General features: G+C 45.9%; 10 protein-coding genes, 4 tRNA genes, 4 rRNA genes and 8 pseudogenes. 15 read left to right on the plus strand and 11 right to left on the minus strand.

Annotated features, from left to right (window positions below; genetic code table 11):
- Positions 1-31: 31 nt before the first annotated feature.
- Positions 32-1,303, minus strand: a complete 1,272-nt coding sequence (locus N5E84_RS15450) for an NRAMP family divalent metal transporter (protein WP_019282509.1) — start codon at positions 1,301-1,303, stop codon at positions 32-34.
- Between the two features lie 248 nt (positions 1,304-1,551).
- Between N5E84_RS15450 and N5E84_RS15455 the strand changes: the two genes are divergently transcribed.
- Both N5E84_RS15455 and N5E84_RS15460 read left to right on the plus strand, forming a co-directional pair.
- Positions 1,552-2,289, plus strand: a complete 738-nt coding sequence (locus N5E84_RS15455) for an RluA family pseudouridine synthase (RefSeq protein WP_019282508.1) — start codon at positions 1,552-1,554, stop codon at positions 2,287-2,289.
- Between the two features lie 29 nt (positions 2,290-2,318).
- Positions 2,319-3,280, plus strand: a pseudogene (locus N5E84_RS15460) (D-2-hydroxyacid dehydrogenase).
- A 66-nt stretch (positions 3,281-3,346) separates the two neighbouring features.
- On the opposite strand, the gene N5E84_RS15465 reads toward N5E84_RS15460, so the two are convergent.
- The 3 genes and pseudogenes from N5E84_RS15465 to pepA all read right to left on the minus strand — a co-directional run bounded on the left by N5E84_RS15465 (position 3,347) and on the right by pepA (position 8,328).
- A complete protein-coding gene (locus N5E84_RS15465; RefSeq protein ID WP_069212114.1) occupies positions 3,347-6,208 on the minus strand; it encodes a valine--tRNA ligase in 2,862 nt (953 codons plus the stop codon).
- A 94-nt stretch (positions 6,209-6,302) separates the two neighbouring features.
- Positions 6,303-6,752: a DNA polymerase III subunit chi gene (locus N5E84_RS15470; protein ID WP_017043380.1), complete on the minus strand. Its 450-nt coding sequence runs from the start codon at positions 6,750-6,752 to the stop codon at positions 6,303-6,305.
- Between the two features lie 67 nt (positions 6,753-6,819).
- Positions 6,820-8,328: pseudogene (pepA, locus tag N5E84_RS15475) on the minus strand (leucyl aminopeptidase).
- Between the two features lie 188 nt (positions 8,329-8,516).
- On the opposite strand from pepA, the pseudogene N5E84_RS21435 reads away from it, so the two are divergent.
- The 3 genes and pseudogenes from N5E84_RS21435 (at position 8,517) to lptG (ending at position 10,684) form a co-directional block, all read left to right on the plus strand.
- Positions 8,517-9,010: pseudogene (locus N5E84_RS21435) on the plus strand (LptF/LptG family permease).
- 86 nt (positions 9,011-9,096) lie between these two features.
- Complete coding sequence (locus tag N5E84_RS21440) at positions 9,097-9,312, plus strand: hypothetical protein (protein ID WP_410001419.1); 216 nt, start codon at positions 9,097-9,099, stop codon at positions 9,310-9,312.
- 304 nt (positions 9,313-9,616) lie between these two features.
- Positions 9,617-10,684: pseudogene (gene lptG / locus N5E84_RS15485) on the plus strand (LPS export ABC transporter permease LptG).
- A gap of 62 nt (positions 10,685-10,746) precedes the next feature.
- Here the strand turns inward: lptG and N5E84_RS15490 are convergent.
- Positions 10,747-11,268, minus strand: a complete 522-nt coding sequence (locus tag N5E84_RS15490; protein WP_019282505.1) for an RDD family protein — start codon at positions 11,266-11,268, stop codon at positions 10,747-10,749.
- A gap of 153 nt (positions 11,269-11,421) precedes the next feature.
- On the opposite strand from N5E84_RS15490, the gene N5E84_RS15495 reads away from it, so the two are divergent.
- Together N5E84_RS15495 and N5E84_RS15500 are read left to right on the plus strand one after the other, a co-directional pair.
- Positions 11,422-11,506 (plus strand) — tRNA-Leu (locus N5E84_RS15495).
- Positions 11,507-11,754: 248 nt separating this feature from the next.
- Positions 11,755-12,597 (plus strand): annotated as a pseudogene (locus tag N5E84_RS15500) (HD-GYP domain-containing protein); the annotation flags it as partial.
- A gap of 39 nt (positions 12,598-12,636) precedes the next feature.
- On the opposite strand, the gene N5E84_RS15505 reads toward N5E84_RS15500, so the two are convergent.
- A complete protein-coding gene (locus N5E84_RS15505) occupies positions 12,637-13,839 on the minus strand; it encodes an IS256 family transposase (RefSeq protein WP_095661319.1) in 1,203 nt (400 codons plus the stop codon).
- Between the two features lie 57 nt (positions 13,840-13,896).
- Between N5E84_RS15505 and N5E84_RS15510 the strand changes: the two are divergent.
- From N5E84_RS15510 to rrf (N5E84_RS15545), 8 genes and pseudogenes are all read left to right on the plus strand, one after another.
- A pseudogene (locus tag N5E84_RS15510) lies at positions 13,897-14,307 on the plus strand (HD family phosphohydrolase); the annotation flags it as partial.
- Between the two features lie 626 nt (positions 14,308-14,933).
- Positions 14,934-16,478, plus strand: a 16S ribosomal RNA gene (locus N5E84_RS15515).
- A 65-nt stretch (positions 16,479-16,543) separates the two neighbouring features.
- A tRNA-Ile gene (locus N5E84_RS15520) sits at positions 16,544-16,620 on the plus strand.
- Positions 16,621-16,664: 44 nt separating this feature from the next.
- A tRNA-Ala gene (locus tag N5E84_RS15525) sits at positions 16,665-16,740 on the plus strand.
- 298 nt (positions 16,741-17,038) lie between these two features.
- Positions 17,039-19,930, plus strand: a 23S ribosomal RNA gene (locus N5E84_RS15530).
- 87 nt (positions 19,931-20,017) lie between these two features.
- A 5S ribosomal RNA gene (rrf, locus tag N5E84_RS15535) occupies positions 20,018-20,133 on the plus strand.
- A gap of 67 nt (positions 20,134-20,200) precedes the next feature.
- A tRNA-Thr gene (locus N5E84_RS15540) sits at positions 20,201-20,275 on the plus strand.
- A gap of 31 nt (positions 20,276-20,306) precedes the next feature.
- Positions 20,307-20,422: ribosomal RNA gene (gene rrf, locus N5E84_RS15545) — 5S ribosomal RNA — on the plus strand.
- Together the 16S, 23S and 5S rRNA genes with 3 tRNA genes alongside form the textbook arrangement of a ribosomal RNA operon.
- 40 nt (positions 20,423-20,462) lie before the next feature.
- Here rrf (N5E84_RS15545) and N5E84_RS15550 read toward each other — a convergent pair.
- The 5 genes and pseudogenes from N5E84_RS15550 to leuA all read right to left on the minus strand — a co-directional run bounded on the left by N5E84_RS15550 (position 20,463) and on the right by leuA (position 26,175).
- On the minus strand, positions 20,463-21,248 hold the full coding sequence (locus tag N5E84_RS15550) for a DUF547 domain-containing protein (RefSeq protein ID WP_013856007.1): 786 nt from the start codon (positions 21,246-21,248) through the stop codon (positions 20,463-20,465).
- A gap of 112 nt (positions 21,249-21,360) precedes the next feature.
- Positions 21,361-21,962: pseudogene (gene leuD / locus N5E84_RS15555) on the minus strand (3-isopropylmalate dehydratase small subunit).
- Between the two features lie 14 nt (positions 21,963-21,976).
- Positions 21,977-23,398 (minus strand): 3-isopropylmalate dehydratase large subunit, encoded by a 1,422-nt coding sequence (gene leuC / locus N5E84_RS15560; RefSeq protein WP_069212078.1) that lies wholly within the window; start codon positions 23,396-23,398, stop codon positions 21,977-21,979.
- Between the two features lie 59 nt (positions 23,399-23,457).
- Positions 23,458-24,549, minus strand: a complete 1,092-nt coding sequence (gene leuB, locus N5E84_RS15565; RefSeq protein ID WP_019282467.1) for a 3-isopropylmalate dehydrogenase — start codon at positions 24,547-24,549, stop codon at positions 23,458-23,460.
- Between the two features lie 73 nt (positions 24,550-24,622).
- A pseudogene (gene leuA / locus N5E84_RS21445) lies at positions 24,623-26,175 on the minus strand (2-isopropylmalate synthase).
- Positions 26,176-26,344: the final 169 nt, after the last annotated feature.

Genomic DNA, 26,344 nt, shown 5'->3' on the forward strand with positions numbered 1-26,344 from the left:
CTTTTCGATAAGGCCTTTGTTTTGTCTGCTGTTACATAATCCACTTCCACCAAATAAATAGCGCTAAAAAGCCAAACAGATAAACAAGCCCTACGATAGACAGCGCTTTGAGTTTTTTTCCTACTGCGAGTTCAGCTGGTAAAGGTGTTTTAGTCACCAGTATATAGTTGAGCAGCGCAAAAATTGGCGTGGTCATAAACGCCATGATCATCGCAAAATTCAGCATTGGCATCAGTGCTGAAGCCCAAAAGGCAATGATGGCCAGCGCTAAAGCCGATACCACGATGACCCAAGCTTGGTAGCAACGTGGGCTTTGGCTCTCTTTGTTTTGCAAAAGACGTTGTGATTCTGCAATCACTCGTGAATAGCCATCAATAACGGTGATGGTGCTACCAAAAATACAGAAAAAGGCGATCACTGCAATCAAATAACGTGACCACTCACCTATGGTTGAAGCGTACAATCCGACCAATTGATGCGAAAAGCCGACGCCAGATTTCGAGAGCTCAACGCCTGTTCCGTGTAGTACTAAGGCACCAAGCGCCAAAAATACAATCGCCAAGATTGCAGTACCGATATAGCCCACATTGAAATCAAATAGTGCGGATTGCGGCGTCACTTGCTGCTCTTGGCATTGACGTTTGAGCCACACTGAAGTGATGCTCGAAATCTCAATGGGTGCGGGCATCCAGCCCATAGTTACTACCAAAAAACCGATCGCGGCGAGTGTCCAAGGTGAAGGTGAAATAGTTTCCACTACTATCTGCGCTGGGTTTGCGACGGCAATCACCACGGCGAGTAAGGTGGCGATTGTCAGTACTGCCATAATCATTTTAGAAAGTGAGTCGAGCGCGCGAAAGTGGCCTGCAAAAAGGATCAGCAAACAAGTGGTCAGCACAATCACGGAAAGAACAATATTGCCCAGCTCAAAAGGGACAAAATAGGCCAGTAAGCTGGCGCTAAACAGCAGTAACGCGGCGGTGTTTATAATGGCCGATACCACGCTTAAGAGGGCAAAAACCCATAAGTAAGCACGCCCGAGATGAGCATAGCCTTGTACTAAACTTTTGCCTGTCCCCATGGTGTATTGAATGCCAGCCTTAAAAAAGGGGTATTTTAATAAGTTGACCAGCAAAATGAGGCCTGCGAGTTGCCAGCCATAAATTGCGCCTGCTTGAGTTGACGCGACGAGATGAGAGCCGCCGACGGCTGCTGCTGCCATCATAATGCCCGGCCCGAGTGAACGAAGCAGTTGTGATAGGGTTAAACGTTTGGCCGATTGATAAGGGACGCTGTGTTCCATTCTTGTTCCTTAGACTTGATGTTGTGTTATTTATAATTTTTGCTTTTGAAGCTGACTTTAATGTCAAGCTCATCAATCAATATCACACCCAGTTAATCTGTCAATTTTAAGTTACATTTCAAGTGATATTTCTAAGCAAGGCTAACTTACTGACGATTTCGTGATTTAACGAAACTAAGATGACTCTTCTCTATTGGCTTGGCGGAGAGGTTGTTATAATGCGCCGATTTTTTTAGGAGAAACCTTCGATGGCTATGCTTGAATACACGCCGCCCACAGATCCTTGGATTGATATTGTCTATGAAGATGAGCAGATTCTCGCGGTGAATAAACCTTCAGGTCTGCTGTCGGTTCCAGGACGCTTGCCTGAGCATCACGACAGTATGTGGAGTCGTTTGGCTGAGCAATATCCAGAGATCCAAGTTGTGCATCGTTTGGATATGTCGACTTCTGGCTTGATGGTGCTGGCAAAAAATAAATACGCGGAAGGGGCATTGAAAAAGCAGTTTCAATACCGTTTAACGCATAAAATTTATTACGCTCGCGTGTGGGGCGTAATGGGGCTTGACGAGGGGGTGGTTGAGTTACCCCTGATTTGCGATTGGCCAAATCGGCCTAAACAGAAAGTCTGCTTTGAAGATGGAAAACCATCAAAAACTTTATATCAAGTAGCGAAAAGAGAAGAAAAAACGACAATTGTACGTCTTCTTCCCGTAACTGGCCGTTCGCACCAATTACGTGTTCACATGCAAGCTTTGGGTTATCCGATTGTGGGTGATGAGTTTTATGCCCCGCAAGAAGCGCAAGATTTTTCTGATCGCTTAGCATTGCATGCCGCAGAGCTCAGTTTTTATCACCCAAAGAGTCATTGGTTGCGTAACCTTTTTGTTGCTTGTGACTTTTATCCCGAAGCACAAGAGCAAATTTTGCAACACTTTGATCCTGAGCGAAAATTACCAGATTACAAAACGTTGCCACGACCTTAGTGTGATGTGGGTGGCGACAAGGAGCTGATATGTCACTACCCACGGTTGTCTTTCTCGATAGGGCCACAATCCCTGCTTATATTCGATTGCCAAGCTTACCTTTTGCTCATCATTGGCTTGAGTTTGACTTTACTTCTGCCGAACAAGCGCTCGATCGCCTATCTCAAGCCGATATCGTAATCACCAATAAAGTGGTGCTGGATAGGGTGCTACTCTCACAATGTCCGAAATTGCGCTTGATTGCTGTGTCGGCCACAGGCGTCAATAACGTCGATGTCGATTACTGTCGTGAAGCAGGCATCGCACTGGTGAATGTTCAAGGCTACGCCACCCGTTCTGTTCCGGAACATGTAGTTGGGATGATTTATGCCTTAAGGCGTAACCTGTTTGCTTATCATCAAGATATTGCCAATGGCGAGTGGCAGCGCAATCAACAATTTTGCTTTTTTACTCATCCGATAGGGGATGTTGCAGGTTCAACGCTTGGTGTAGTCGGGAGTGGCGCGCTCGGACAGGCAACCGCAACGTTGGCACGAGCGATAGGCATGCAGGTGATATTTGCTGAACGAAAGGGGGCCAAGTTATGCGGCAAGGTTTTATGCCCTTTGAACAAATGTTAGCGGAGGCGGATGTTGTGAGTTTACATTGCCCATTGAGCGAACAAACCCGAAATCTGATAGGTGAGAACGAATTAAAGATGATGAAGCCTAATACATTGTTGATTAACGCAGGCCGTGGTGGTTTGGTTGATGAGCAAGCACTTGTGACAGCATTGAAATCTGGGCAAATTGCTGGCGCTGGAGTGGATGTATTCAGTCGAGAACCAGCGGATAAAACAAATCCCTTACTAGCCAATATGGATTTGCCAAATTTGTTGCTTACACCACACGTGGCATGGGGTAGTGACTCAGCTATTTCACAATTGGCAACGATTTTGATGGATAACATTGCCGCGTTTGAGCGCGGAGAGCACAAAAATCGCGTCTGCTGATGGCGTGAATAAACAAAAAAGGTCGGTATTTTCACACCGACCTTTTTAATGGTAACGCAATCGCGATTATAGCGCGGCTATGGTCGCTTTCTGTTCTTCCAGTTTAACCAAGGTATCTTGATAGCCATTCAGCTTTTGACGCTCGATAGCGACAACGGCTTCGGGTGCTTTAGCGACGAACCCTTGGTTATTGAGTTTGCCTTCAATGCGTTTGATTTCGCCTTGAGTTTTAGCAATCTCTTTTGCTAAGCGCTCTAGCTCCGCATCTTTATCAATCAAACCAGCCATTGGGATCATCAGTTCAGATTGACCAACCAGCGCCGTTGCACAAGCGGGAGTCTCTTCACCCTCTTCAAGAACGCGTAGAGCCTCCAGTTTAGCCAGTGACAACAGTACCGCTTTGTTCGCTTCTAAACGTGCCACTTCTTGCTTGTTGGCGGCTTTTAGCATCACGTTAAGAGGTTTGCCTGGGTTGATATCGTACTCGGCACGTAGGTTGCGAATGCTAGTAATAAAGGCTTTCACCCATTCGATATCATCCAGCGCCGCTTGGTTGAAGTTCGCTTCATCGTACTGAGGCAGCGCTTGCAGCATGATGGTATCCCCTTCAACGCCGTCCACTAATGGCTTAATGCTTTGCCAAATGGTTTCAGTGATATACGGGATCACTGGGTGCGCGAGGCGTAATGTTTTCTCTAATACCGTAATTAATGTACGGCGTGTTGCACGTTGCTGCGCTTCACTGCCTTTCCATAATACGGGCTTAGTCAGCTCTAAGTACCAGTCGCAGAATTGGTTCCAGATGAATTCGTAAAGGGTATTTGCCGCCATATCTAAACGGAAGTTGTTGATATGGTTGTTGAACTCTTTAGCCGCCAATTCAAATTGAGACTCGATCCATTTATCGGCTAACGAATACTCAAGCTCGCTACCTGCGTTAAAGCCACAATCGAGATCTTCGGTATTCATCAACACGTAACGGCTCGCGTTCCAGAGTTTGTTACAGAAGTTGCGGTAACCTTCTAGGCGTTTCATGTCCCAGTTGATATCACGACCGGTTGAAGCCATCGCTGCTAGCGTGAAACGCAGTGCGTCGGTTCCATAAGATTCGATACCATTTTCAAAGGTTTTACGTGTATTTTTCTCGATCTTGGCTGCAAGCTGTGGCTGCATCATGTTGCCACAACGTTTTTCAACCAGAGATTCAAGATCAATACCATCGACCATGTCGATAGGATCAAGCACGTTGCCTTTAGATTTTGACATTTTGTCGCCGTTTTCATCACGGATAAGGCCTGTGACATAAACAGTTTTAAATGGCACTTGTGGTTTACCATTCTCATCTTTACAGAAGTGCATGGTCATCATGATCATGCGTGCAACCCAGAAGAAGATGATGTCAAAACCAGTAACAAGAACGTCAGACGGGTGGAATGTTTTTAGTGCCTCAGTATTTTCTGGCCAGCCTTGTGTACCAAAAGTCCAAAGAGCAGAGGAGAACCAAGTGTCCAATACATCATCATCTTGGCGCAGTACCACCACTGGTGCTAGGTTGTTTTGTTCGCGCACTTCTTCTTCGTTACGGCCGACATAAACGTTGCCGTCGTTGTCATACCAAGCAGGAATACGATGACCCCACCAAAGTTGGCGTGAGATACACCAATCTTGCACGTCACGCATCCATGAGAAGTACATGTTTTCGTACTGCTTAGGCACAAATTGAATCTCGCCATCTTCAACGGCTTTGGTTGCGACTTCCGCTAGTGGCGCTGTGCGTACGTACCATTGGTCGGTCAGCATCGGTTCGATAACCACACCACCACGGTCACCGTAAGGAATGGTGAGGTCGTGATCTTTGATTTCTTCAAGCAGGCCGAGAGCTTCAAATTCAGCTACGATGGCTTTACGTGCCGCAAAGCGCTCCATGCCTTGGTATTTAGCAGGAAGATCGCTGCTGTAAGCGTCACTTGGTTCACCATTGGTGTTGAACACTTCGGCGGCGTCACGAATGTTGGCATCAAAGGTGAAAATGTTGATCATCGGCAGTTGGTGGCGCTTACCGACTTCATAGTCATTGAAGTCGTGAGCAGGGGTGATCTTCACACAACCTGTGCCTTTTTCCATGTCTGCGTGCTCATCGCCCACGATAGAAATGCGACGATTGACGATTGGCAGCATGATCTCTTTGCCGATCAGAGCTTGGTAGCGTGGATCTTCAGGGTTAACCGCTACGCCTGTGTCACCCAGCATGGTTTCAGGACGAGTGGTCGCAACAACAATGTAGTCTTTACCGTCTGCTGTTTTTACGCCGTCAGCCAGTGGGTAACGGAAGTGCCACATGTGACCTTTGACGTCTTTGTTTTCTACTTCTAGATCAGAAATTGCAGTGTGCAGTTTTGGATCCCAGTTCACAAGACGTTTACCACGGTAGAGTAAATCTTCTTGGTAAAGGCGAACAAACACTTCTTGAACGGCATTTGATAGGCCCGCATCCATAGTGAATCGTTCACGATCCCAGTCTACCGATGCGCCAAGGCGGCGAAGCTGTTTAGTGATGGTGCCACCTGATTCGTCTTTCCATTCCCAAATTTTGTCAATGAAGGCATCACGACCGTAATCGTGTTTGGTTTTGCCTTCTTCTGCGGCAATTTTACGTTCAACCACCATTTGGGTAGCAATACCGGCGTGGTCTGTACCCACTTGCCATAAGGTATTTTTGCCTTTCATGCGTTCGCAGCGGATCAAAGTATCCATAATGGTGTTTTGGAATGCGTGACCCATATGAAGGCTACCAGTGACGTTCGGCGGTGGGATCATGATGCTGTACGCATCTTTTGATGTATCACCGTGAGGCTTAAAGTAGCCGTTCTCTTCCCAAGTCTGATACAGAGCTTGTTCGATTGCTGTTGGGTTATATGTCTTTTCCATAGTGCTCTTAAATGGATACTGTGAATGGTTAATCTTAGTCAAACTTCATAAGTGAAGGATCTTGTTAAAGATCGCCTTAACTATAAGGTTTGACCTATGGATGTTGGATCTCGATTGTTTGTAATTGGTAGCCAGCTTGACGGTAGATTTTATACCTTTCGCGTGCTCGTTGCTTTGCTTTTTCTTCGCAGGGGACGAAGTCTACCACCTCAGCAAAGGCGTTCGCAAAGGTTGTATGATTATCCGCCACATTTATTACCAGTTGACGATTCCAATTGGGTTTGACGTTGGGGTAGCCAATCTCGATATGAGTTGAGTATTTCGGGCCTTCACCCACCAGATTGTGCGCGACAAACTGTTCTGCAGGCACTTGCCATAAATGTTCGGCAAACTGTTCAGCGTGAGTTTTATCATCACAATGCAGATAAATTTTTGCCCCTTGTTTGGCGAAGTGATGAGCCAGAAATAGGACATATTGCTCAAAGCCTGCCAGCGTTGCCTGAGGGCTTTCTTCGTTCACAATGTAAAAGGTGGCTCGCTGCATGTTGTCACCTACTATCTAATCGCTCATCAACAAAAAAGGGCCTTGCGGCCCTTTTCACATTTTGAGGTTATTCCTCAGACTCTTGGCCGCTGCGGTTCAATAAGAACTGGACGAGCAATGAGACGGGACGACCTGTTGATCCTTTTGCTGCACCTGACTTCCACGCGGTGCCAGCAATATCCAAATGCGCCCAGTTATATTTCTTAGCAAATTTAGATAAGAAGCAGCCAGCGGTAATCGTACCACCAGGGCGACCACCGATATTTGCCATATCAGCAAATGGGCTCTTTAGCTGCTCGTGGTACTCGTCGGCCATTGGTAGACGCCATGCGCGATCGCTTGCTTGTTCGGAAGCATTAACCAATTCATGCGCCAATGGGTTGTGGTTTGAAACCACGCCACTGATGTGGTGACCTAATGCAATCACACAAGCGCCAGTTAGTGTCGCCACATCTACCACGCAATCGGGTTCAAAACGCTCAACGTAAGTGAGTGCATCACATAGCACTAAGCGACCTTCGGCATCGGTATTGAGTACTTCAACCGTTTGGCCAGACATAGTCGTGAGAATGTCACCAGGGCGATAGGCATTGCTGCCTGGCATGTTTTCACAGCCGGCTAAGATACCCACGACATTTAATGGCAATTTCAATTTAGCCAATGCTTTCATTGCGCCAAAGACTGACGCCGCACCGCACATGTCATACTTCATTTCATCCATGCCTTCGCCTGGTTTTAATGAAATACCGCCGGAATCAAACGTTAGGCCTTTACCCACCAACACAATTGGTTTTGCATCTGGATCTGGGTTGCCTTTGTACTCAATGACCGACATCATCGACTCATTTTTTGAACCACGACCGACAGCGAGGTAAGAGGTCATGCCCAACTTTTCCATCTCTTCTTCACCAATGATTTTGGTGGTGACGCTCTCGTAGTCGTCCGCTAAGCGGCGCGCTTGAGATGCAAGATAAGCTGGGTTGGGCAATGTTGGGTGGCATATTGCCGAGATCTTTCGACGCTTTCACACCGGATGCAATCGCAAGGCCGTGTGTAATCGCGCGCTCACCTAAGTTAAGCTCACGGCGAGTCGGTACGTTAAAGACAAGTTTGCGCAGTGGGCGGCGAGTCTCAGGTTTCACGCTCTTGAATTGATCAAAGGTGTACAGACCATCTTTCGTTGCTTCAACCGCTTGGCGTACTTTCCAATAAGTATCGCGACCTTTAACGTGTAGTTCAGTCAGAAAACATACGGCTTCCATTGAACCCGTTTCGTTCAGTGTGCTGATGGTTTTTTGAATGATTTCTTTGTACTGACGTTCGCCTAATTCGCGCTCTTTACCACAACCTACCAGTAAAACGCGTTCAGACAGAACACCAGGGACTTGATGCAGCAGTAGCATCTGGCCGGGTTTACCCTCGAGATCCCCACGGCGAAGTAGTGAACTAATATAGCCGTCGCTGATTTTATCAAGCTGCTCTGCTACTGGAGAAAGGCGGCGTGGTTCGAACACTCCAACAACGATACATGCGCTACGTTGTTTCTCTGACTGCCACTTTTTACACTGAACTCCATGCGTACTCCTACATCCTGAAGACAAATAGAACTAAATGTTAGATAATGTGCTCTTAGTGGTTGAATCCGAGTTTGGATTCTACTTTTAATTGAACGTCTAACAGTTAGTGAAAATTTTAAAAATAAAAGGTTCAACGGGAAATTATAGTGATTCAATCAAAAAAACAAGTTTTGTATAGGTAATTTCAGTGATTATTGTTAGATATTTGATCCGCGAGACACTCAAGAGCCAATTTCGATCTTTTTCGTACTGTTTCTCGTGTTTCTTAGCCAACCGATTTATTCGCGTTTTGGCTGAAGCTTCCGATGGTGACATTCCAGCACGAATGATCTTATCTATTGTGAGTTTAAATATGCCCGCAATGGGGTTATTAATGCTGCCTTTGAGTTTGTATATCGGCATCTTACTGACTTTTGGGCGTTTGTACGCAGAAAGCGAAATTACGGTGATGATGCCACTGGCATCGGCAATAAATTTTTGATCCGTGCTGCACTCTATTTGGCTTTGATCACTTCAGGTGCTGCAGCATTTAACGCATTCTGGTTGGCGCCTTGGAGCCAAGACAAAGAAGCACAATTAATGGAGCAGCTCGCAGCAGAAAATAGTGTTGATTTGCTACAGAAAGGACAATTCAACGCACACCAGATGGTTTCCCTCAGTAGTTTTCATCGAAAATATTGAAAACAAAAAACTGCATAATGTGTTTGTTGCGCAGCTTGCACCAAAGGATTCGATACTCCCGAGTGTGATGTTCTCTAATTCTGGTGATGTTTAAAGAGCTCAGTGATGGCCGTCAGATGATCACCATGTATGACGGGATTCGCTATGAAGGCGTGCCAACACGCGTTGATTATATGATCACAAAATTTGACGAATACGAAGGTTTAATTGGGCAGCGTGAAGTTAAACCGAAAGGACGTGATTGGGAGGCGTTTACCGACATCCAATCTGCTTTCCAACCCGGATCGAAGAGCGAAAGCTGAGTTGCAATGGCGAATTCTCTGGTGATTTGTATTCATTACTCACCATGCTGGTGGTCCCTTTGTCGGCGGTTAACCCCGGCAAGGACGCTTTGCGAAAAGGGGACCTGCAATCTTAATTTATTTGGCCTATTTTATGGCCATCAGCGCAACCAAGTCCGCCATTGAAGATGCTCACTTGCTACGGTGATCGGTATGTGGCCAATCAATGCTGCGTTACTTTTGGCGGCGATTTCAGTGATATCATGGACAGTGTGCCAGTGCGGCGCTTCAAGATAAACTAAGACTAAAGAAGGCAGCATAACGCGTGTTTAAGATTTTAGATTTATACGTCGGCCGACTATTGTTGCGACAACCTCGCTAGTGCTGGCGACCTTTGTTGGTTTGTCCGGCATTATCAAATATGTTGAGCAATTGAGGAAGTCGGGGAAGGAAGCTACGATTTACTGCAAGCTTTACTGTTTGTGGTGTTGAGCATTCCTCGTGATATCGAGATGTTTTTTCCTAGGGCCGCCTTACTCGGTGCGTTGATTGGGTTAGGTATGTTGGCATCAGTTCTGAGCTCGTTGTCATGCAAGCTGCGGGGTTTTCTAAGCTTAATATCGGTATGTCGGTATTAAAAACCGCAGTGCCATTAATGATCATTGTCACCTTGCTTGGCCAATGGGGAGCACCCCAAGCGCAGAAGATGGCGCGAGATCTGCGAGCTTTTTCTCTCTCTGGCGGTAGTATTGTTTCAGTGCGCAGCGGTGTGTGGGCGCGCGATGTGAATGATTTTATCTTTATTGGTAAAATTGATGACAACAAACTCTATGGCTTAAATATGTGGCGCTTTGATAACAATAAGAGTTTGCAAAACATCCTTTTTGCCGAAGAGGTGGATTACGATAAAGACAATCAATGGGTAATGAAAAATGTTCAAATCACCGACATGCGCGATGATGTATTGATAACAAAGCAAACATTACCTGAATACCGTTGGACGACCTCATTAGCTCCAGACAAACTGGCGGTTGTCACGGTCAAGCCTGAAGAGTTGTCACTGAGTGGCTTGTATGATTATGTCAGCTATTTAAAAACGTCGGAGCAAGATGCTTCACGGTACGATCTGGCGTTGTGGCGTAAAATTACTCAACCTTTTTCTATTGCTGTGATGATGCTAATGGCACTGTCGTTTATTTTTGGGCCATTGCGCAGCGTTACTATGGGCGCAAGGATTTTGTCAGGCGTGATTGCAGGCTTTACATTTTATATTTCCAGTGAGTTTTTCGGCCCACTGAGTCTTGTTTATGGTATCCCACCAGTGTTTGGTGCCGTCGCACCCAGTTTGGTGTTTCTCAGCGTTGCCGTAATGTTGTTAAGACGAAAACTCTAAAAATGACAGGTAAGAACTATTAACAAAAAGGAAGGGCAAACTTTCCTTTTTGTTATTCCGACTCAATTAACTTTAGGAAGTACCACTACTTTCGTTTTGGCCCAAATATCTTGGAACCCTCTTTTTTGTTGATCAAAGGGTACGGTGAGGTTTGCCAAGCCAAAGCCTGAGGTGAACAAACGTATTAAAGCTTGCGTGGCGCTGATTGAATTTCCATCTTGTTCGTTAATTATCAAAAGTCGCCAAGCACGCATCCCTAATGTCTGGCCTGCTCTTGTCCAGAAAAAGACGAAGAAGTAGACCCAGACAGCGGCAAGGTAAAATGTGTAAACATAGCTCCAAATGGGATGACGAGTGAGAAAGTCGCTGACATCTGCATACGAGCCATAGCTCATCACATTCAACGCAACGAGAGCTTCTAATATAGCAACGACAACACCAGCAGCCATCATCTCAAGAGCAATGATGATTAATGCATCGTAAATGAGCGCACCAAATCGGCGTAGTAATCCGGCAGGCGGTAGAGAAATAGAGTTACTCATCATATCTAAACATCTTTTGTATTCGCGAAATTGCAGCAGCATATAGCCTCGAAGAGGATCTGAAAAGAGAAGAGACGCACAGCTTGAAGGTTTGTGGCGAAAATATCGGCAAACGATTTGTATTTCAATATTTTGTTATTGCGCCAATAACTTTCTTACGTATAATGCCAACCATCAAAGGGCAATGCCCAAGATGCCGGTGTGGTGAAATTGGTAGACACGACGGATTCAAAATCCGTTTCCTTCGGGAGTGGCGGTTCAAGTCCGCCCACCGGTACCATAATTTAAACAACAAAGCCTCGACGAAAGTCGGGGCTTTGTTGTTTTTGTCCTCGAAATAATAGTCCACTATCTTAGATGAATGGGACTCTTTTGATAGCCTTCACATACTTCTATATTGAACAGCGCACATTTCTTGCTTCTAGCCATACACATTTATATCAACACTACTAATATGTAGTTGATGAACTTTTGAGTGACTTCTTTTAAACTCATTAACTACTTAGTACTTAAGGTGTTATATAAATTGTGGCAAGCATAAAAATCACAGTAGATAGATTGCAGCCTGGCCTGCACATTAAGTTGCCCGTAAAGTGGAACGAACACCCCTTTCTTTTTAATAGCTTTAAGATTAAATCCCAAGAACAGATTCAATTGATAAAACACTTGGGGATTCAACATGTTTATATCAATCCTGCGCAAAGCGATACTCAACCCTTACCTGTCAATACGCAGCCGGAAGCCATAGAAAAATCTTCAGAGATGGAGAGTGAGGCTGAAAAATTGTGGGAAGAGAAGCAGAAACGGATTGAAAAGTTGAACGCATATCGTAGGCGAGTTCTAAACTGTGAAAAAGAGTTTGAGCGTTCTCTATCCCGCATGCGTGCGGTAATGAACAAGATACGCAATCGGCCAGAGGATGCGATAGATGAAGCTTCAATTTTGGTTGAAGATATCGTCGATAAGCTACTGAGTGAAGATAGCGTTACGCTGCATTTAATGAATGGCAAAAGTGAGTTTGAAGGCATCTACTTTCATTCACTCAACGTTTCGGTCATTGCAATGATGATAGGAAAAGCGAAAGGGTATGATGCTCAAAAAATCAAAGAACTTGCTTTTGCTGCGCTGTTTCATGATATAGGCAAAATTAAGGTTCCCACCGCGATTGTTAGAAAGAAAACAACACTGACAGAGCCCGAACAAAATTATCTCAAATTACATACTAAGTATGGTTTGGATATTGCGAGTCATATCGATAGCTTTCCAGAAAGTGCAAAGAGAGTAATAGAACAGCATCATGAACTCAATGACGGCAGTGGGTATCCGCTTGGTTTAAAGGAATCGGCTATTGATGAGCTTTCACAGGTCATTACGGGAGGGCGTTCAGAATTCTGTGTCAGCTAATTTTGGCTAAATATCTAAGACGTCATCCAAGCGACCTTCAAAATGAATCGCCAGTTGAGACAATGTCATATTCCAATTCTGTATTGGCATTGTCCATTTCTTAGAAGCATTCAATATCCCAGCATACAGTAGCTTAAGCAAGCTATTTTCATTTGGGAACCCACCCTTAGTTTTGGTCAGTTTACGGAATTGGCGATGTACGGCTTCAATAGCATTTGTCGTGTAAATAGCCTTTCGGACGTATTCTGGATATTTAAAGTAAACCGATAAATTTGCCCATTTGTTCCGCCAGGAACGAATCACTATTGGGTATTGCTGTCCCCATTTGGCTTCCAAACGATCCAACTCCATCTCGGCCGCTTCTTTGCTGACAGCCCGATAGACTGGCTTCAAGTCGGCCATAAACGCCTTCTGATGCTTAGAGGCAACATATTTCATAGAGTTACGGATTTGGTGAATGATGCATTGCTGAACTTCTGTATCAGGATAGATGGTTGCTATCGCTTCTGGGAAGCCTGTTAGCCCATCTACGCAGGCGATCAAGATATCTTCAACGCCGCGGTTATACAGATCTGTTAGCACGGAGAGCCAGTAATTAGCGCCTTCCGACTCTGACAGATAAAGACCGAGTAGCTCCTTTTTCCCCTCAACATCTAAGCCCAATATTGTGTATATCGCTTTGCTAACGTAGCGTCCGTCTTCTTTGATTTTATAGTGGATGGCATCAAGCCAGACAAAGGGATAAAGTGCATCGAGCGGACGTTGCTGCCACTCCTTCAGCTCAGGTATCAAACGGTCGGTAACACCTGTGATGGTGGCCTCAGAGACATCAATGCCATACATATCTTCTACGTGACCACGGATATCACGGTAGCTCATACCGAGCGAGAACATGGATAGGATCTTACGGTCGATCTCATCGGTCAATTTAGTCTGGTTCTTCTTAACTAACTGGGGTTCAAATGTTCCAGAGCGGTCGCGTGGGGTATCCAGTTCAAACGTGCCGACAGAAGACTTAATCGTTTTCTTGCTTGAGCCGTTCTTACGGTTAGGTTGCTCATCACCTTCAAGGTGCTGTTCGAGTTCTGCTTTCAAAGCAGCTTCTGTGATTTGTTTAATGAGCGGAGTTAAGAAGCCATCTTTACCTGTCAGGTCTTGGCCTGACTGAAGGGCTTTAATAGCTTGTTCTAGATCGAAGTCTTTGTTCATGTGTCATTCCTGTTTTGTATATCATACTGAAATGACACAGATTTCTAAACACTACCCATTACGGTCGCGAATGTATTTGATAATTTGTGTCATCCCAATATCGTTGCAGAGCAGAAGATTCCTTATATTGCACTTTCCTATATGTATAAGCATTGTAATCATTTATATAGTAACGAAAACTTAAACGTATTGGTTAAATTTATGGGCGTTTTCCCTCCGGGAACCGTTGTTCAGCTTTCTAACAATATGGTTGGGTTAGTCATCTCCGTAAACGCCAGCCACTTACTATATCCTAATGTATTGATTTACGACCCTTAGGTTCCGCGAACCCAAGCGCCCATTATTGATTTAGCTGATCGAGATTTGAAAATTGTTAATGCTATTCTTCCGCATAAACTTCCGGATAAAATCCGAGACTATCTTAACCCACGCTCTAGAATCTCTTATTTCTTCGATAGTGATGAGTAATATGCTTCTTTGTACTGCCTCAGTGCGAGCTTTCATTGACGAAGAAAAGCACGCAATATGAAGTGTGTCACCTCAATGCTCTGGTGATAACAAGGAGATTTAGAGAGGGAAATAGGTCGCTAATTAATCGATATTTAACGCTTTGGCGTCTTTTTGTTCACTTGAGCTATCAGAAGGTACTTTTTTCTAAAAACCGCTTGCACTCATCTTCGTTCTCCCTATAATGCCGCCTCACTGACACGGCACAGCCAGTAAGGGTTCAAGCCCAACCAGCAGCCAATCAGTAGGTCAAATCAATAAGACGAAATAATTTAATAAAGTGTTTGACACTTTCCATTATCTCGCTAGAATGGCCGCCTCTTCAAAGGAAGCCTCGGCAACCCAGCGAAGAACGCTCTTTAACAATATAAACCTATCAATCTGTGTGGGCACTCATTGATGATAATCAAAAAAGATTTATCAATGAACTGAGTGACCAATCAGAATCAAGTTTACTTGATTTTGGCACAGTCAATTCATTGTTGTTCTGTTGGAACAACAATAGCTTTAAAATTACTTTTTACTTTCGAGTAAAAACAGTTTTGAAGTCAGTATTCATTGAGCCGGTCTTAGGACCAACAAAACTTTAATTGAAGAGTTTGATCATGGCTCAGATTGAACGCTGGCGGCAGGCCTAACACATGCAAGTCGAGCGGCAGCACAGAGGAACTTGTTCCTTGGGTGGCGAGCGGCGGACGGGTGAGTAATGCCTAGGAAATTGCCCTGATGTGGGGGATAACCATTGGAAACGATGGCTAATACCGCATGATGCCTACGGGCCAAAGAGGGGGACCTTCGGGCCTCTCGCGTCAGGATATGCCTAGGTGGGATTAGCTAGTTGGTGAGGTAATGGCTCACCAAGGCGACGATCCCTAGCTGGTCTGAGAGGATGATCAGCCACACTGGAACTGAGACACGGTCCAGACTCCTACGGGAGGCAGCAGTGGGGAATATTGCACAATGGGCGCAAGCCTGATGCAGCCATGCCGCGTGTATGAAGAAGGCCTTCGGGTTGTAAAGTACTTTCAGTCGTGAGGAAGGTGGTGTTGTTAATAGCAGCATCATTTGACGTTAGCGACAGAAGAAGCACCGGCTAACTCCGTGCCAGCAGCCGCGGTAATACGGAGGGTGCGAGCGTTAATCGGAATTACTGGGCGTAAAGCGCATGCAGGTGGTGGATTAAGTCAGATGTGAAAGCCCGGGGCTCAACCTCGGAACCGCATTTGAAACTGGTTCACTAGAGTACTGTAGAGGGGGGTAGAATTTCAGGTGTAGCGGTGAAATGCGTAGAGATCTGAAGGAATACCGGTGGCGAAGGCGGCCCCCTGGACAGATACTGACACTCAGATGCGAAAGCGTGGGGAGCAAACAGGATTAGATACCCTGGTAGTCCACGCCGTAAACGATGTCTACTTGGAGGTTGTGGCCTTGAGCCGTGGCTTTCGGAGCTAACGCGTTAAGTAGACCGCCTGGGGAGTACGGTCGCAAGATTAAAACTCAAATGAATTGACGGGGGCCCGCACAAGCGGTGGAGCATGTGGTTTAATTCGATGCAACGCGAAGAACCTTACCTACTCTTGACATCCAGAGAAGCCAGCGGAGACGCAGGTGTGCCTTCGGGAACTCTGAGACAGGTGCTGCATGGCTGTCGTCAGCTCGTGTTGTGAAATGTTGGGTTAAGTCCCGCAACGAGCGCAACCCTTATCCTTGTTTGCCAGCGAGTAATGTCGGGAACTCCAGGGAGACTGCCGGTGATAAACCGGAGGAAGGTGGGGACGACGTCAAGTCATCATGGCCCTTACGAGTAGGGCTACACACGTGCTACAATGGCGCATACAGAGGGCAGCAAGCTAGCGATAGTGAGCGAATCCCAAAAAGTGCGTCGTAGTCCGGATTGGAGTCTGCAACTCGACTCCATGAAGTCGGAATCGCTAGTAATCGTAGATCAGAATGCTACGGTGAATACGTTCCCGGGCCTTGTACACACCGCCCGTCACACCATGGGAGTGGGCTGCAAAAGAAGTGGGTAGTTTAACCTTTCGGGGAGGACGCTCACCACTTTGTGGTTCATGACTGGGGTGAAGTCGTAACAAGGTAGCGCTAGGGGAACCTGGCGCTGGATCACCTCCTTATACGAAGATTACACTGATGAGTGTCCACACAGATTGATGGTTTATACAGTTTAAGAGACGATGCTGGGTCTGTAGCTCAGGTGGTTAGAGCGTTCGCCTGATAAGCGAGAGGTCGGTGGTTCAAGTCCACTCAGACCCACCAATTCTTCATCCCAGAAGATTGGCACACAGTATCACACACCTGATGGGGTTATAGCTCAGCTGGGAGAGCGCCTGCCTTGCACGCAGGAGGTCTGCGGTTCGATCCCGCATAGCTCCACCATCTTTAAGTGCACTAGCAATAGTGTTTTTAAAAATGGTTTTCATTAGAAAATCGTGCTCTTTAACAATTTGGAAAGCTGACTGATAACAACGAACGTGTTTGTTGTTATCAAATAAAAGTTCTCAACATCAATGCGTTTAACGTATTGATACCAAACACATTCAAGTGTTCTTGGGAAAGCTTACTTCGGTAAGTTTTCAAAATTGAGTCCGGCAAAATCAAACGTCTCTCGCTCATTCAAATAATGAGAGACAACCTTGGTGACTTGTCTACAACACGAAACTTCTTCGGGTTGTATGGTTAAGTGACTAAGCGTACACGGTGGATGCCTTGGCAGTCAGAGGCGATGAAGGACGTAGTAACTTGCGATAAGCGTAGATTAGGCAGTAACAGCCACTTGAGTCTACGATTTCCGAATGGGGAAACCCACGTGCATAAGTACGTATCCTTACCTGAATACATAGGGTAAGGAGGCAAACCGGGGGAACTGAAACATCTAAGTACCCCGAGGAGAAGAAATCAACAGAGATTCCGAAAGTAGCGGCGAGCGAAATTGGACTAGCCCTTAAGCTTTTAATGATGCAGGTGAAGCCTCTGGAAAGTGGCGCAATAAAGGGTGATAGCCCCGTAACTGTTCCATCATTATAAGTGAAATCGAGTAAGGCGGGACACGTGTTATCCTGTCTGAACATGGGGGGACCATCCTCCAAGGCTAAATACTACTGACTGACCGATAGTGAACCAGTACCGTGAGGGAAAGGCGAAAAGAACCCCTGTGAGGGGAGTGAAATAGAACCTGAAACCGTGTACGTACAAGCAGTAGGAGCACCTTCGTGGTGTGACTGCGTACCTTTTGTATAATGGGTCAGCGACTTATATTCAGTGGCAAGGTTAACCGAATAGGGGAGCCGTAGGGAAACCGAGTCTTAACTGGGCGCTTCAGTCTCTGGATATAGACCCGAAACCGGGTGATCTAGCCATGGGCAGGTTGAAGGTTGAGTAACATCAACTGGAGGACCGAACCGACTAATGTTGAAAAATTAGCGGATGACTTGTGGCTAGGGGTGAAAGGCCAATCAAACTCGGAGATAGCTGGTTCTCCCCGAAAGCTATTTAGGTAGCGCCTCGGACGAATACTACTGGGGGTAGAGCACTGTTAAGGCTAGGGGGTCATCCCGACTTACCAACCCTTTGCAAACTCCGAATACCAGTAAGTACTATCCGGGAGACACACGGCGGGTGCTAACGTCCGTCGTGGAGAGGGAAACAACCCAGACCGCCAGCTAAGGTCCCAAATTACTACTAAGTGGGAAACGATGTGGGAAGGCTCAGACAGCCAGGATGTTGGCTTAGAAGCAGCCATCATTTAAAGAAAGCGTAATAGCTCACTGGTCGAGTCGGCCTGCGCGGAAGATGTAACGGGGCTAAGTAGTAAACCGAAGCTGCGGCAATACAGTTTACTGTATTGGGTAGGGGAGCGTTCTGTAAGCCGTTGAGGTGTGTTGTAAAGCATGCTGGAGGTATCAGAAGTGCGAATGCTGACATGAGTAACGATAAGGGGGGTGAAAAACCTCCCCGCCGGAAGACCAAGGGTTCCTGTCCAACGTTAATCGGGGCAGGGTAAGTCGACCCCTAAGGCGAGGCTGAAAAGCGTAGTCGATGGGAAACGGGTTAATATTCCCGTACTGCTTATAATTGCGATGGGGGGACGGAGAAGGCTAGGTGGGCCAGGCGACGGTTGTCCTGGTTCAAGTGCGTAGGCTAAGAGACTAGGTAAATCCGGTTTCTTGTTAGGCTGAGACACGACGTCGAGCTGCTACGGCAGTGAAGTCATTGATGCCCTGCTTCCAGGAAAAGCCTCTAAGCTTCAGATTATAAGCAATCGTACCCCAAACCGACACAGGTGGTCGGGTAGAGAATACCAAGGCGCTTGAGAGAACTCGGGTGAAGGAACTAGGCAAAATGGTACCGTAACTTCGGGAGAAGGTACGCTCTTATTGGTGAAGTCCCTCGCGGATGGAGCTGACGAGAGTCGCAGATACCAGGTGGCTGCAACTGTTTATTAAAAACACAGCACTGTGCAAAATCGCAAGATGACGTATACGGTGTGACGCCTGCCCGGTGCCGGAAGGTTAATTGATGGGGTTAGACTTAGGTCGAAGCTCTTGATCGAAGCCCCGGTAAACGGCGGCCGTAACTATAACGGTCCTAAGGTAGCGAAATTCCTTGTCGGGTAAGTTCCGACCTGCACGAATGGCGTAATGATGGCCACGCTGTCTCCACCCGAGACTCAGTGAAATTGAAATCGCTGTGAAGATGCAGTGTACCCGCGGCTAGACGGAAAGACCCCGTGAACCTTTACTACAGCTTGGCACTGAACATTGAACCTACATGTGTAGGATAGGTGGGAGACTTAGAAGCGCAGTCGCTAGATTGCGTGGAGTCGACCTTGAAATACCACCTTGTCGTTTTGATGTTCTAACGTAGGCCCCTCATCGGGGTTGCGGACAGTGCCTGGTGGGTAGTTTGACTGGGGCGGTCTCCTCCCAAAGAGTAACGGAGGAGCACGAAGGTGGGCTAATCACGGTTGGACATCGTGAGGTTAGTGCAATGGCATAAGCCCGCTTAACTGCGAGAATGACGGTTCGAGCAGCAGGTACGAAAGTAGGTCATAGTGATCCGGTGGTTCTGAATGGAAGGGCCATCGCTCAACGGATAAAAGGTACTCCGGGGATAACAGGCTGATACCGCCCAAGAGTTCATATCGACGGCGGTGTTTGGCACCTCGATGTCGGCTCATCACATCCTGGGGCTGAAGTCGGTCCCAAGGGTATGGCTGTTCGCCATTTAAAGTGGTACGCGAGCTGGGTTTAGAACGTCGTGAGACAGTTCGGTCCCTATCTGCCGTGGGCGTTGGAAGATTGAAGGGGGCTGCTCCTAGTACGAGAGGACCGGAGTGGACGAACCGCTGGTGTTCGGGTTGTCATGCCAATGGCATTGCCCGGTAGCTAAGTTCGGAATTGATAAGCGCTGAAAGCATCTAAGCGCGAAGCGAGCCCTGAGATGAGTCTTCCCTGGCACTTTAAGTGTCCTAAAGGGTTGTTCGAGACTAGAACGTTGATAGGTTGGGTGTGTAAGCGCTGCGAGGCGTTGAGCTAACCAATACTAATTGCCCGTGAGGCTTAACCATACAACACCGAAGGGGTTTTGTGGGCTCAATGGAAGAACATTGAATGTGTGAATGAGAACGAAACAGCTTTCCGAATTAAGAAATTTGCTTGGCGACCATAGCGTTGTGGACCCACCTGATTCCATGCCGAACTCAGAAGTGAAACACAACAGCGCCGATGGTAGTGTGGGGTCTCCCCATGTGAGAGTAGGACATCGCCAGGCTTTGAATTTATAAGAGCCCGTTTGTAAGAGCGGGCTTTTTAGTCACTTGTGACACAAGATACAGTGTGCTGATATGGCTCAGTCGGTAGAGCGCATCCTTGGTAAGGATGAGGTCCCCAGTTCGATTCTGGTATCAGCACCAGTTTTATAGCTCTGTAAGCTAAAAGAATTTGCTTGGCGACCATAGCGTTGTGGACCCACCTGAACCCATGCCGAACTCAGAAGTGAAACACAACAGCGCCGATGGTAGTGTGGGGTCTCCCCATGTGAGAGTAGGACATCGCCAGGTTTGAATTACGAAACCTCAGCAGAAATGCTGAGGTTTTTTTCTATCTATTCGTATCATTCAATGTCCAATCATAGTGATAGCTGATACTCTTTTTCTCGCTTTTTAGTGCCTTGTTGTACTGCACTAAGTGCTCAAATAATTGCTGTTTCGTTCCAAAATCTTCAGCAAACCAGTCATAAATAGAAGACAGAACCCATTTATCATTGGTGACCTTTACTCCTTTTTCGCTATTGATAAACTCAGTGGCTGATTTCTCCAGTAATAATTCAGTATTTTCTGCTGTGAAAGCCTGCTTTTGTAAGTTTGGGCAGCCAAGGCTTGCGCAGTTGACCGCATAATGGGTTCGAGGATCTTTCCAAATGGGTCTTAAAATTCGATGTTCAATATCATTGAGAGTCAGCTCTTTTTGATTGATGGTAATGATCTTTTGTTCCCAAGGGCCAAATGAGAAAAATCCTCCCAGTTTAGTGATGGATGGTATTGGATAATGATCGACGATTAAGTTAACTGTTAAGGCATTATATAAGTTGACCCAGTAAGCATATTGTTCCAGCTTTGCATACTCTCTTGGATCAAGGGCTGATAATTGTGAAATATAGAGCTCTAATTGCTCTTTATCTTTTGAGTTGACCCTTTGATAATCGAAGAGGTTGTTGTGATTTTCTTGGATTAGATAAGTATCAAGTGTTGTCTGCCAAATTTGATGTGAAATGGCTTGTGTATTTTCTTCATTACTAGAGTTCCAATAATCCCATAGTTGTGATTTAGGAGCAGAAAATACATTCGTTGACCCGAGTGTCAAACATAGCGTTAATAGATATTTCATCATTTACCTCTCATCTCATAGGTTATATGACCTAGGTAGGGATTGATAAATTTCAGATAAAATAAAAGGTTGGTGCATCTACACCAACCTCTGGAAATTAAATCGATACTCGCTATTTCAAAAAGCTAGGAATTTTTGTTTCATAATCAGCGATTTTATCTTCGTGCTGTAGCGTCAAACCGATATTGTCTAATCCATTAAGTAAGCAATGGCGACGAAATTCATCAATTTCAAATGAGTATGTTTTTCCATTGGCTTTAACTTCCATTCGTTCAAGATCTACAGTTAGTTGAGCACCTTCATTTCCTTCAACAAATTGGAATATTTCATCAACTTCTTGCTCTGTAAGGCGGACTGGAACCATTTGGTTATTGATTGAGTTACCATAAAAAATATCCGCAAAACTGGGTGCAATCATGGCTTTGATGCCGTAATCCGCTAAAGCCCAAGGGGCATGTTCTCGTGAAGAACCACACCCAAAGTTTTCACGAGCAAGTAGAATGCTCGCTCCTTCATAGCGAGGTTTATTCATGACAAAATTTGGATTAGGTTGTTGACCTGCATCATCTAGAAAACGCCAATCATGAAAAAGGTGTTTGCAAAACCAGTGCGATTTACTTTCTGTAAAAATTGCTTAGGGATAATGGCATCTGTATCGACGTTCGCTGCATCAAGAGGAACGACCAAACCTGTGTGCTGTTTAAAACCTGACATTGGTGATCCCCTGTTTAGTTGAGTGTTGAAGAATGAATATTACGGATATCGACAAAGTGTCCAGCGATGGCGGCGGCGGCGGCCATTGCAGGACTGACTAAATGTGTGCGGCCATCTCGACCTTGGCGGCCTTCAAAATTGCGGTTGGATGTTGATGCACAGCGTTCACCTGCACCGAGCCTGTCATTGTTCATAGCCAAGCACATTGAACAGCCCGGCAAGCGCCATTCAAAACCCGCTTCAATAAATATTTTATCCAAGCCTTCCGCTTCCGCTTGCGCTTTAACTTGCTCTGAACCTGGAACAATCAATGCTTGAACGTGTGGTGCGACTTTTTTACCTTTCGCGACTTGAGCTGCTGCTCGCATATCTTCAATGCGAGAGTTTGTGCAAGAACCGACAAAAACTTTATCCACTTTGTAGTCTGATAAGGATTTACCCGCTTCCAGTCCCATATACGCTAATGCTTTTTCTGCTGATGCTTTTTCGACAGGATCACTAAAGCTATCGGGAGATGGAATGGTTTCATCGACAGCAATTACTTGGCCTGGGTTTGTGCCCCACGTTACTTGTGGTTTGATGTCCGCGGCATTTAGGGTAACGACTGCATCGAATTTGGCATTATCATCGGTTTTTAGCGTTGCCCAGTACTCAATGGCAGCTTCTAAATCGTTTCCTTGAGGAGAAAACTTGCGACCTTTAATGTAGTCGAAAGTAGTCTGATCAGGGGCGATAAGACCGGCTTTTGCTCCAAGCTCAATCGCCATATTGCACACCGTCATACGACCTTCCATTGAAAGATCGGTAATCGCTTCACCACAAAATTCAACGACATAGCCTGTACCACCGGCCGCCGTTGTTTTACCTATAATGGCTAGCACGATATCTTTAGCGGTGATGCCTGGAGCGACTTTGCCTGTCACCTCAATTTTCATCGTTTTCGCGCGAGCTTGTTTCAATGTTTGGGTTGCAAGTACGTGCTCAACTTCTGATGTACCGATGCCAAACGCTAACGAGCCAAATGCGCCATGTGTTGCTGTGTGTGAGTCACCGCAGACAATGGTCATACCGGGAAGAGTAATACCTAATTCTGGCCCCATGACATGAACGATGCCTTGGTATTTATGATTTAAGTCGTAGAGTGTTACGCCAAACTCAGCACAGTTCTTGGACAATGTTTCCATTTGGATTCGAGCCATCTCACCCGAGGCATTAATGTCTTTTGTGGTGGTTGAAACGTTATGGTCCATGGTAGCGAATGTTTTACTCGTCTGACGAACTTTACGTCCCTTTTCGCGTAAACTATCAAATGCTTGCGGTGATGTCACTTCATGAACGAGATGACGATCGATATAAAGGATGGGGGTTTCCCCTTCAGCTGATACCGCAATGTGGGCATCATAAATTTTTTCGTATAAGGTTTTTGCTTGCGACATTGCTTCTTCCTTGAGCTCTTTGAGCTTTATAAAGGACTAGGCGAGCCTAGTCCTACTAATTATGAATTTAAAATATAGCTGGCAATTTTATCGCCCATTTCAGAGGTTGAAAGTGCCGCTTTACCACTGGCAAGATCTGCGGTGAGTTCTCCTGCGGTAAGCGCCTTTGATACGGCATTTTCGATAGCTTGAGCGGCACTTTCTTCGCCCAAGCTATAACGTAGCATTAAAGCGGCGGAAAGAATTTGTGCTACTGGGTTAGCGATGTTCTTTCCTGCGATATCAGGTGCAGAGCCACCTGCTGGCTCATAGAGACCGAAATTGCTTTCATTAAGGCTAGCGGAAGGTAGCATACCCATTGAGCCTGTGATCATGGCGCATTCATCGGAAATGATGTCACCAAAAATATTAGAGCACAGCATGACATCAAATTGAGAGGGATCTTTAATGAGCTGCATAGTGGCATTATCGATATAAATGTGTGAAAGCTCGACGTCCGGATAATCTTTTGCGATCTCTTCCACGACCTCACGCCATAAGATAGAGCTTTGTAATACATTCGCTTTATCGACTGAGCATACTTTTTTACGACGTAATCGTGCGGACTCAAACGCTATTTTTGCAATGCGTTCGATTTCGTAGCGGTGGTAAACTTCGGTATCAAATGCTTTTTCATTTGCCCCTTCTCCTTCGCGTCCTTTGGGTTGGCCAAAATAAATACCACCAGTCAATTCTCGAACAACCACAATATCGAAGCCACGATCGGAGATATCGGATCGTAAAGGAGAAAAGCTTTCTAAGCCTGAGTGAATTTGAGCAGGACGCAAGTTACAAAACAGTTGAAAATGTTTGCGAAGCGGTAGGAGTGCACCGCGCTCTGGTTGGTCGTTGGGTGGTAAATGCTCCCATTTAGGACCGCCTACGGAACCAAACAATACGGCGTCTGCCTCTTCACATCCTTTAATGGTGCTTTCAGGTAGCGGGCAACCGTGGTTATCAATCGCAATCCCGCCGACATCATGTTCTTCTCTGGCAAACCGGATAGCATGTTTTTTTTCAATCGCATCCAATACCTTGTGTGCTTGTTGCATTACTTCTGGGCCGATACCATCACCTGCAAGAACGGCAATTTTGTATGTTTTGTCTGTCATGTTAGTCCTTTACTATTTTTATATTTGCTTGCCCCAGTGAGCTCTAAAGATTGAAAACTCTAATCTAGGTACGTTAAACGGTTGCCACTTTCTTTTGTTTAATTTCTGCAATTTGATCGGCACGATGAATGCTATTGATCACGTGCAATAAGGCTTGCCCTGATGCTTCGACAATATCCGTAGAGACGCCTGTACCGTGATATTTTCGCCCTTTGTAGTTGGCAATAATATCGGCTTGCCCGAGTCCATCTTCACCTTCGCCCTTGGCGGTAAGGTCAAATTTATCCAATACGATCTCATAGCCAGTTAGACGGTAAATACATTGGTAAAGCGCATCGACAGGGGCCATTACCAACGGCAGCTTCACATTTTTCTTCATCACCAACAAAGCAATTTAATACTGGTGGTTGCCATGACACTACCAGATTGGACACTCAAATAATTTAACTTATAGAATCATCTTCATCACGCAGATTAGAGAAGTGCATCAACGCTTCTAAATCGTAGCAAATACCTGTCCTTTTCGGTCGGCTACTTCAAGAATCTCATACAATGCGTTCAAATTGTATTCGTTCTCGTTGTAACCCATGCTGTCCATATGGCTTTTTACTGCGGCGCGGCCACTGCGCTCGTTAAGTTCAGCGCTTGGGTTTTTTAGGGCCAATTGACTCTGGAGTCATGATTTCATATGTATTTTTTATTTTTTAGGCATACCATCTTGGTGAATACCCGAGGAGTGGCTAAATGCGTTTGGCACCGACAATCGCTTTGAGTTACTTTGAATCGGCATATTGCACAGTTGGCTAACCAACTTACTGGTGCGGTGGAGTCTCACATGCTTTAAGCCAGTATGTACGCCGAGGAATTCTTGACGAGTTTTGATGATCATCGCGATCTCTTCCAGTGAACAGTTACCAGCGCGCTCACCAATACCGTTGATGGTGCCTTCTATTTGCCTTGCGCCAGGGCCTGTACAGCGCAATCGAGTTTGCGACTGACATTCCCAAGTCATCATGGCAATGAACGGAAATAATGGCTTTATCTATGTTTAGGGACTCGCTCAAAACAGCATCTGAATAATGCCACCAATTCGCTAGGAACAGTATAACCGACCGTGTCTGGAATATTGATGTCTTAGCTCCGGCATTAATTTGCGGCTTCGACCATTCTACAGAGATTATCAATGGGCGTTCGGCCCGCATCTTCACAGGAAAATTCGACGTCATCAGTGTAGTTACGGCGTGTTTCACCGCAGCTGACTGCCATCTCGAGCACATCATCATAACTGCGGCGCAATTTATCTTGCACATGAATGGTTGAGTTGAAATAAACGTATGGATACGAAAAGCATCGGCGACTTTCAGAGCTTCGGCTGCTGCATCAATATCTTTTGCTACCGCGCGAGAAAGCGCGCAGACGCGGCTGTTTTTAATGTGTTTGGCAATCGTTTTGACCGATTCAAAATCACCTGGGGGAGGAAACTGGAAAACCTGCTTCAATAACATCAACACCAAGGCGCTCTAATGCGTAAGCAATCTGCAGTTTTTCTTTAACGGTTAAGCTTGCTGACAAAGCTTGCTCGCCATCACGTAGTGTGGTGTCGAATATAATGACTTGATTATTCATGTTGCTCCCTTGCACCGATGGTTAATCGTTTACTTCCTAAATGTAGTTATAAAAAAACCCGCATCTCAGTGCGGGCTCTTGTCATCTGTGTTGTGTTTTTCTTCCACAACCTACCCGCGCGAATGGTTCACGATAAGGAGCAGGCCCAGCAGGATAGAAAAACGGATAG

Source organism: Vibrio sp. J502 (assembly GCF_025397955.1).
Taxonomy (GTDB): Bacteria; Pseudomonadota; Gammaproteobacteria; order Enterobacterales; family Vibrionaceae; genus Vibrio; species Vibrio anguillarum.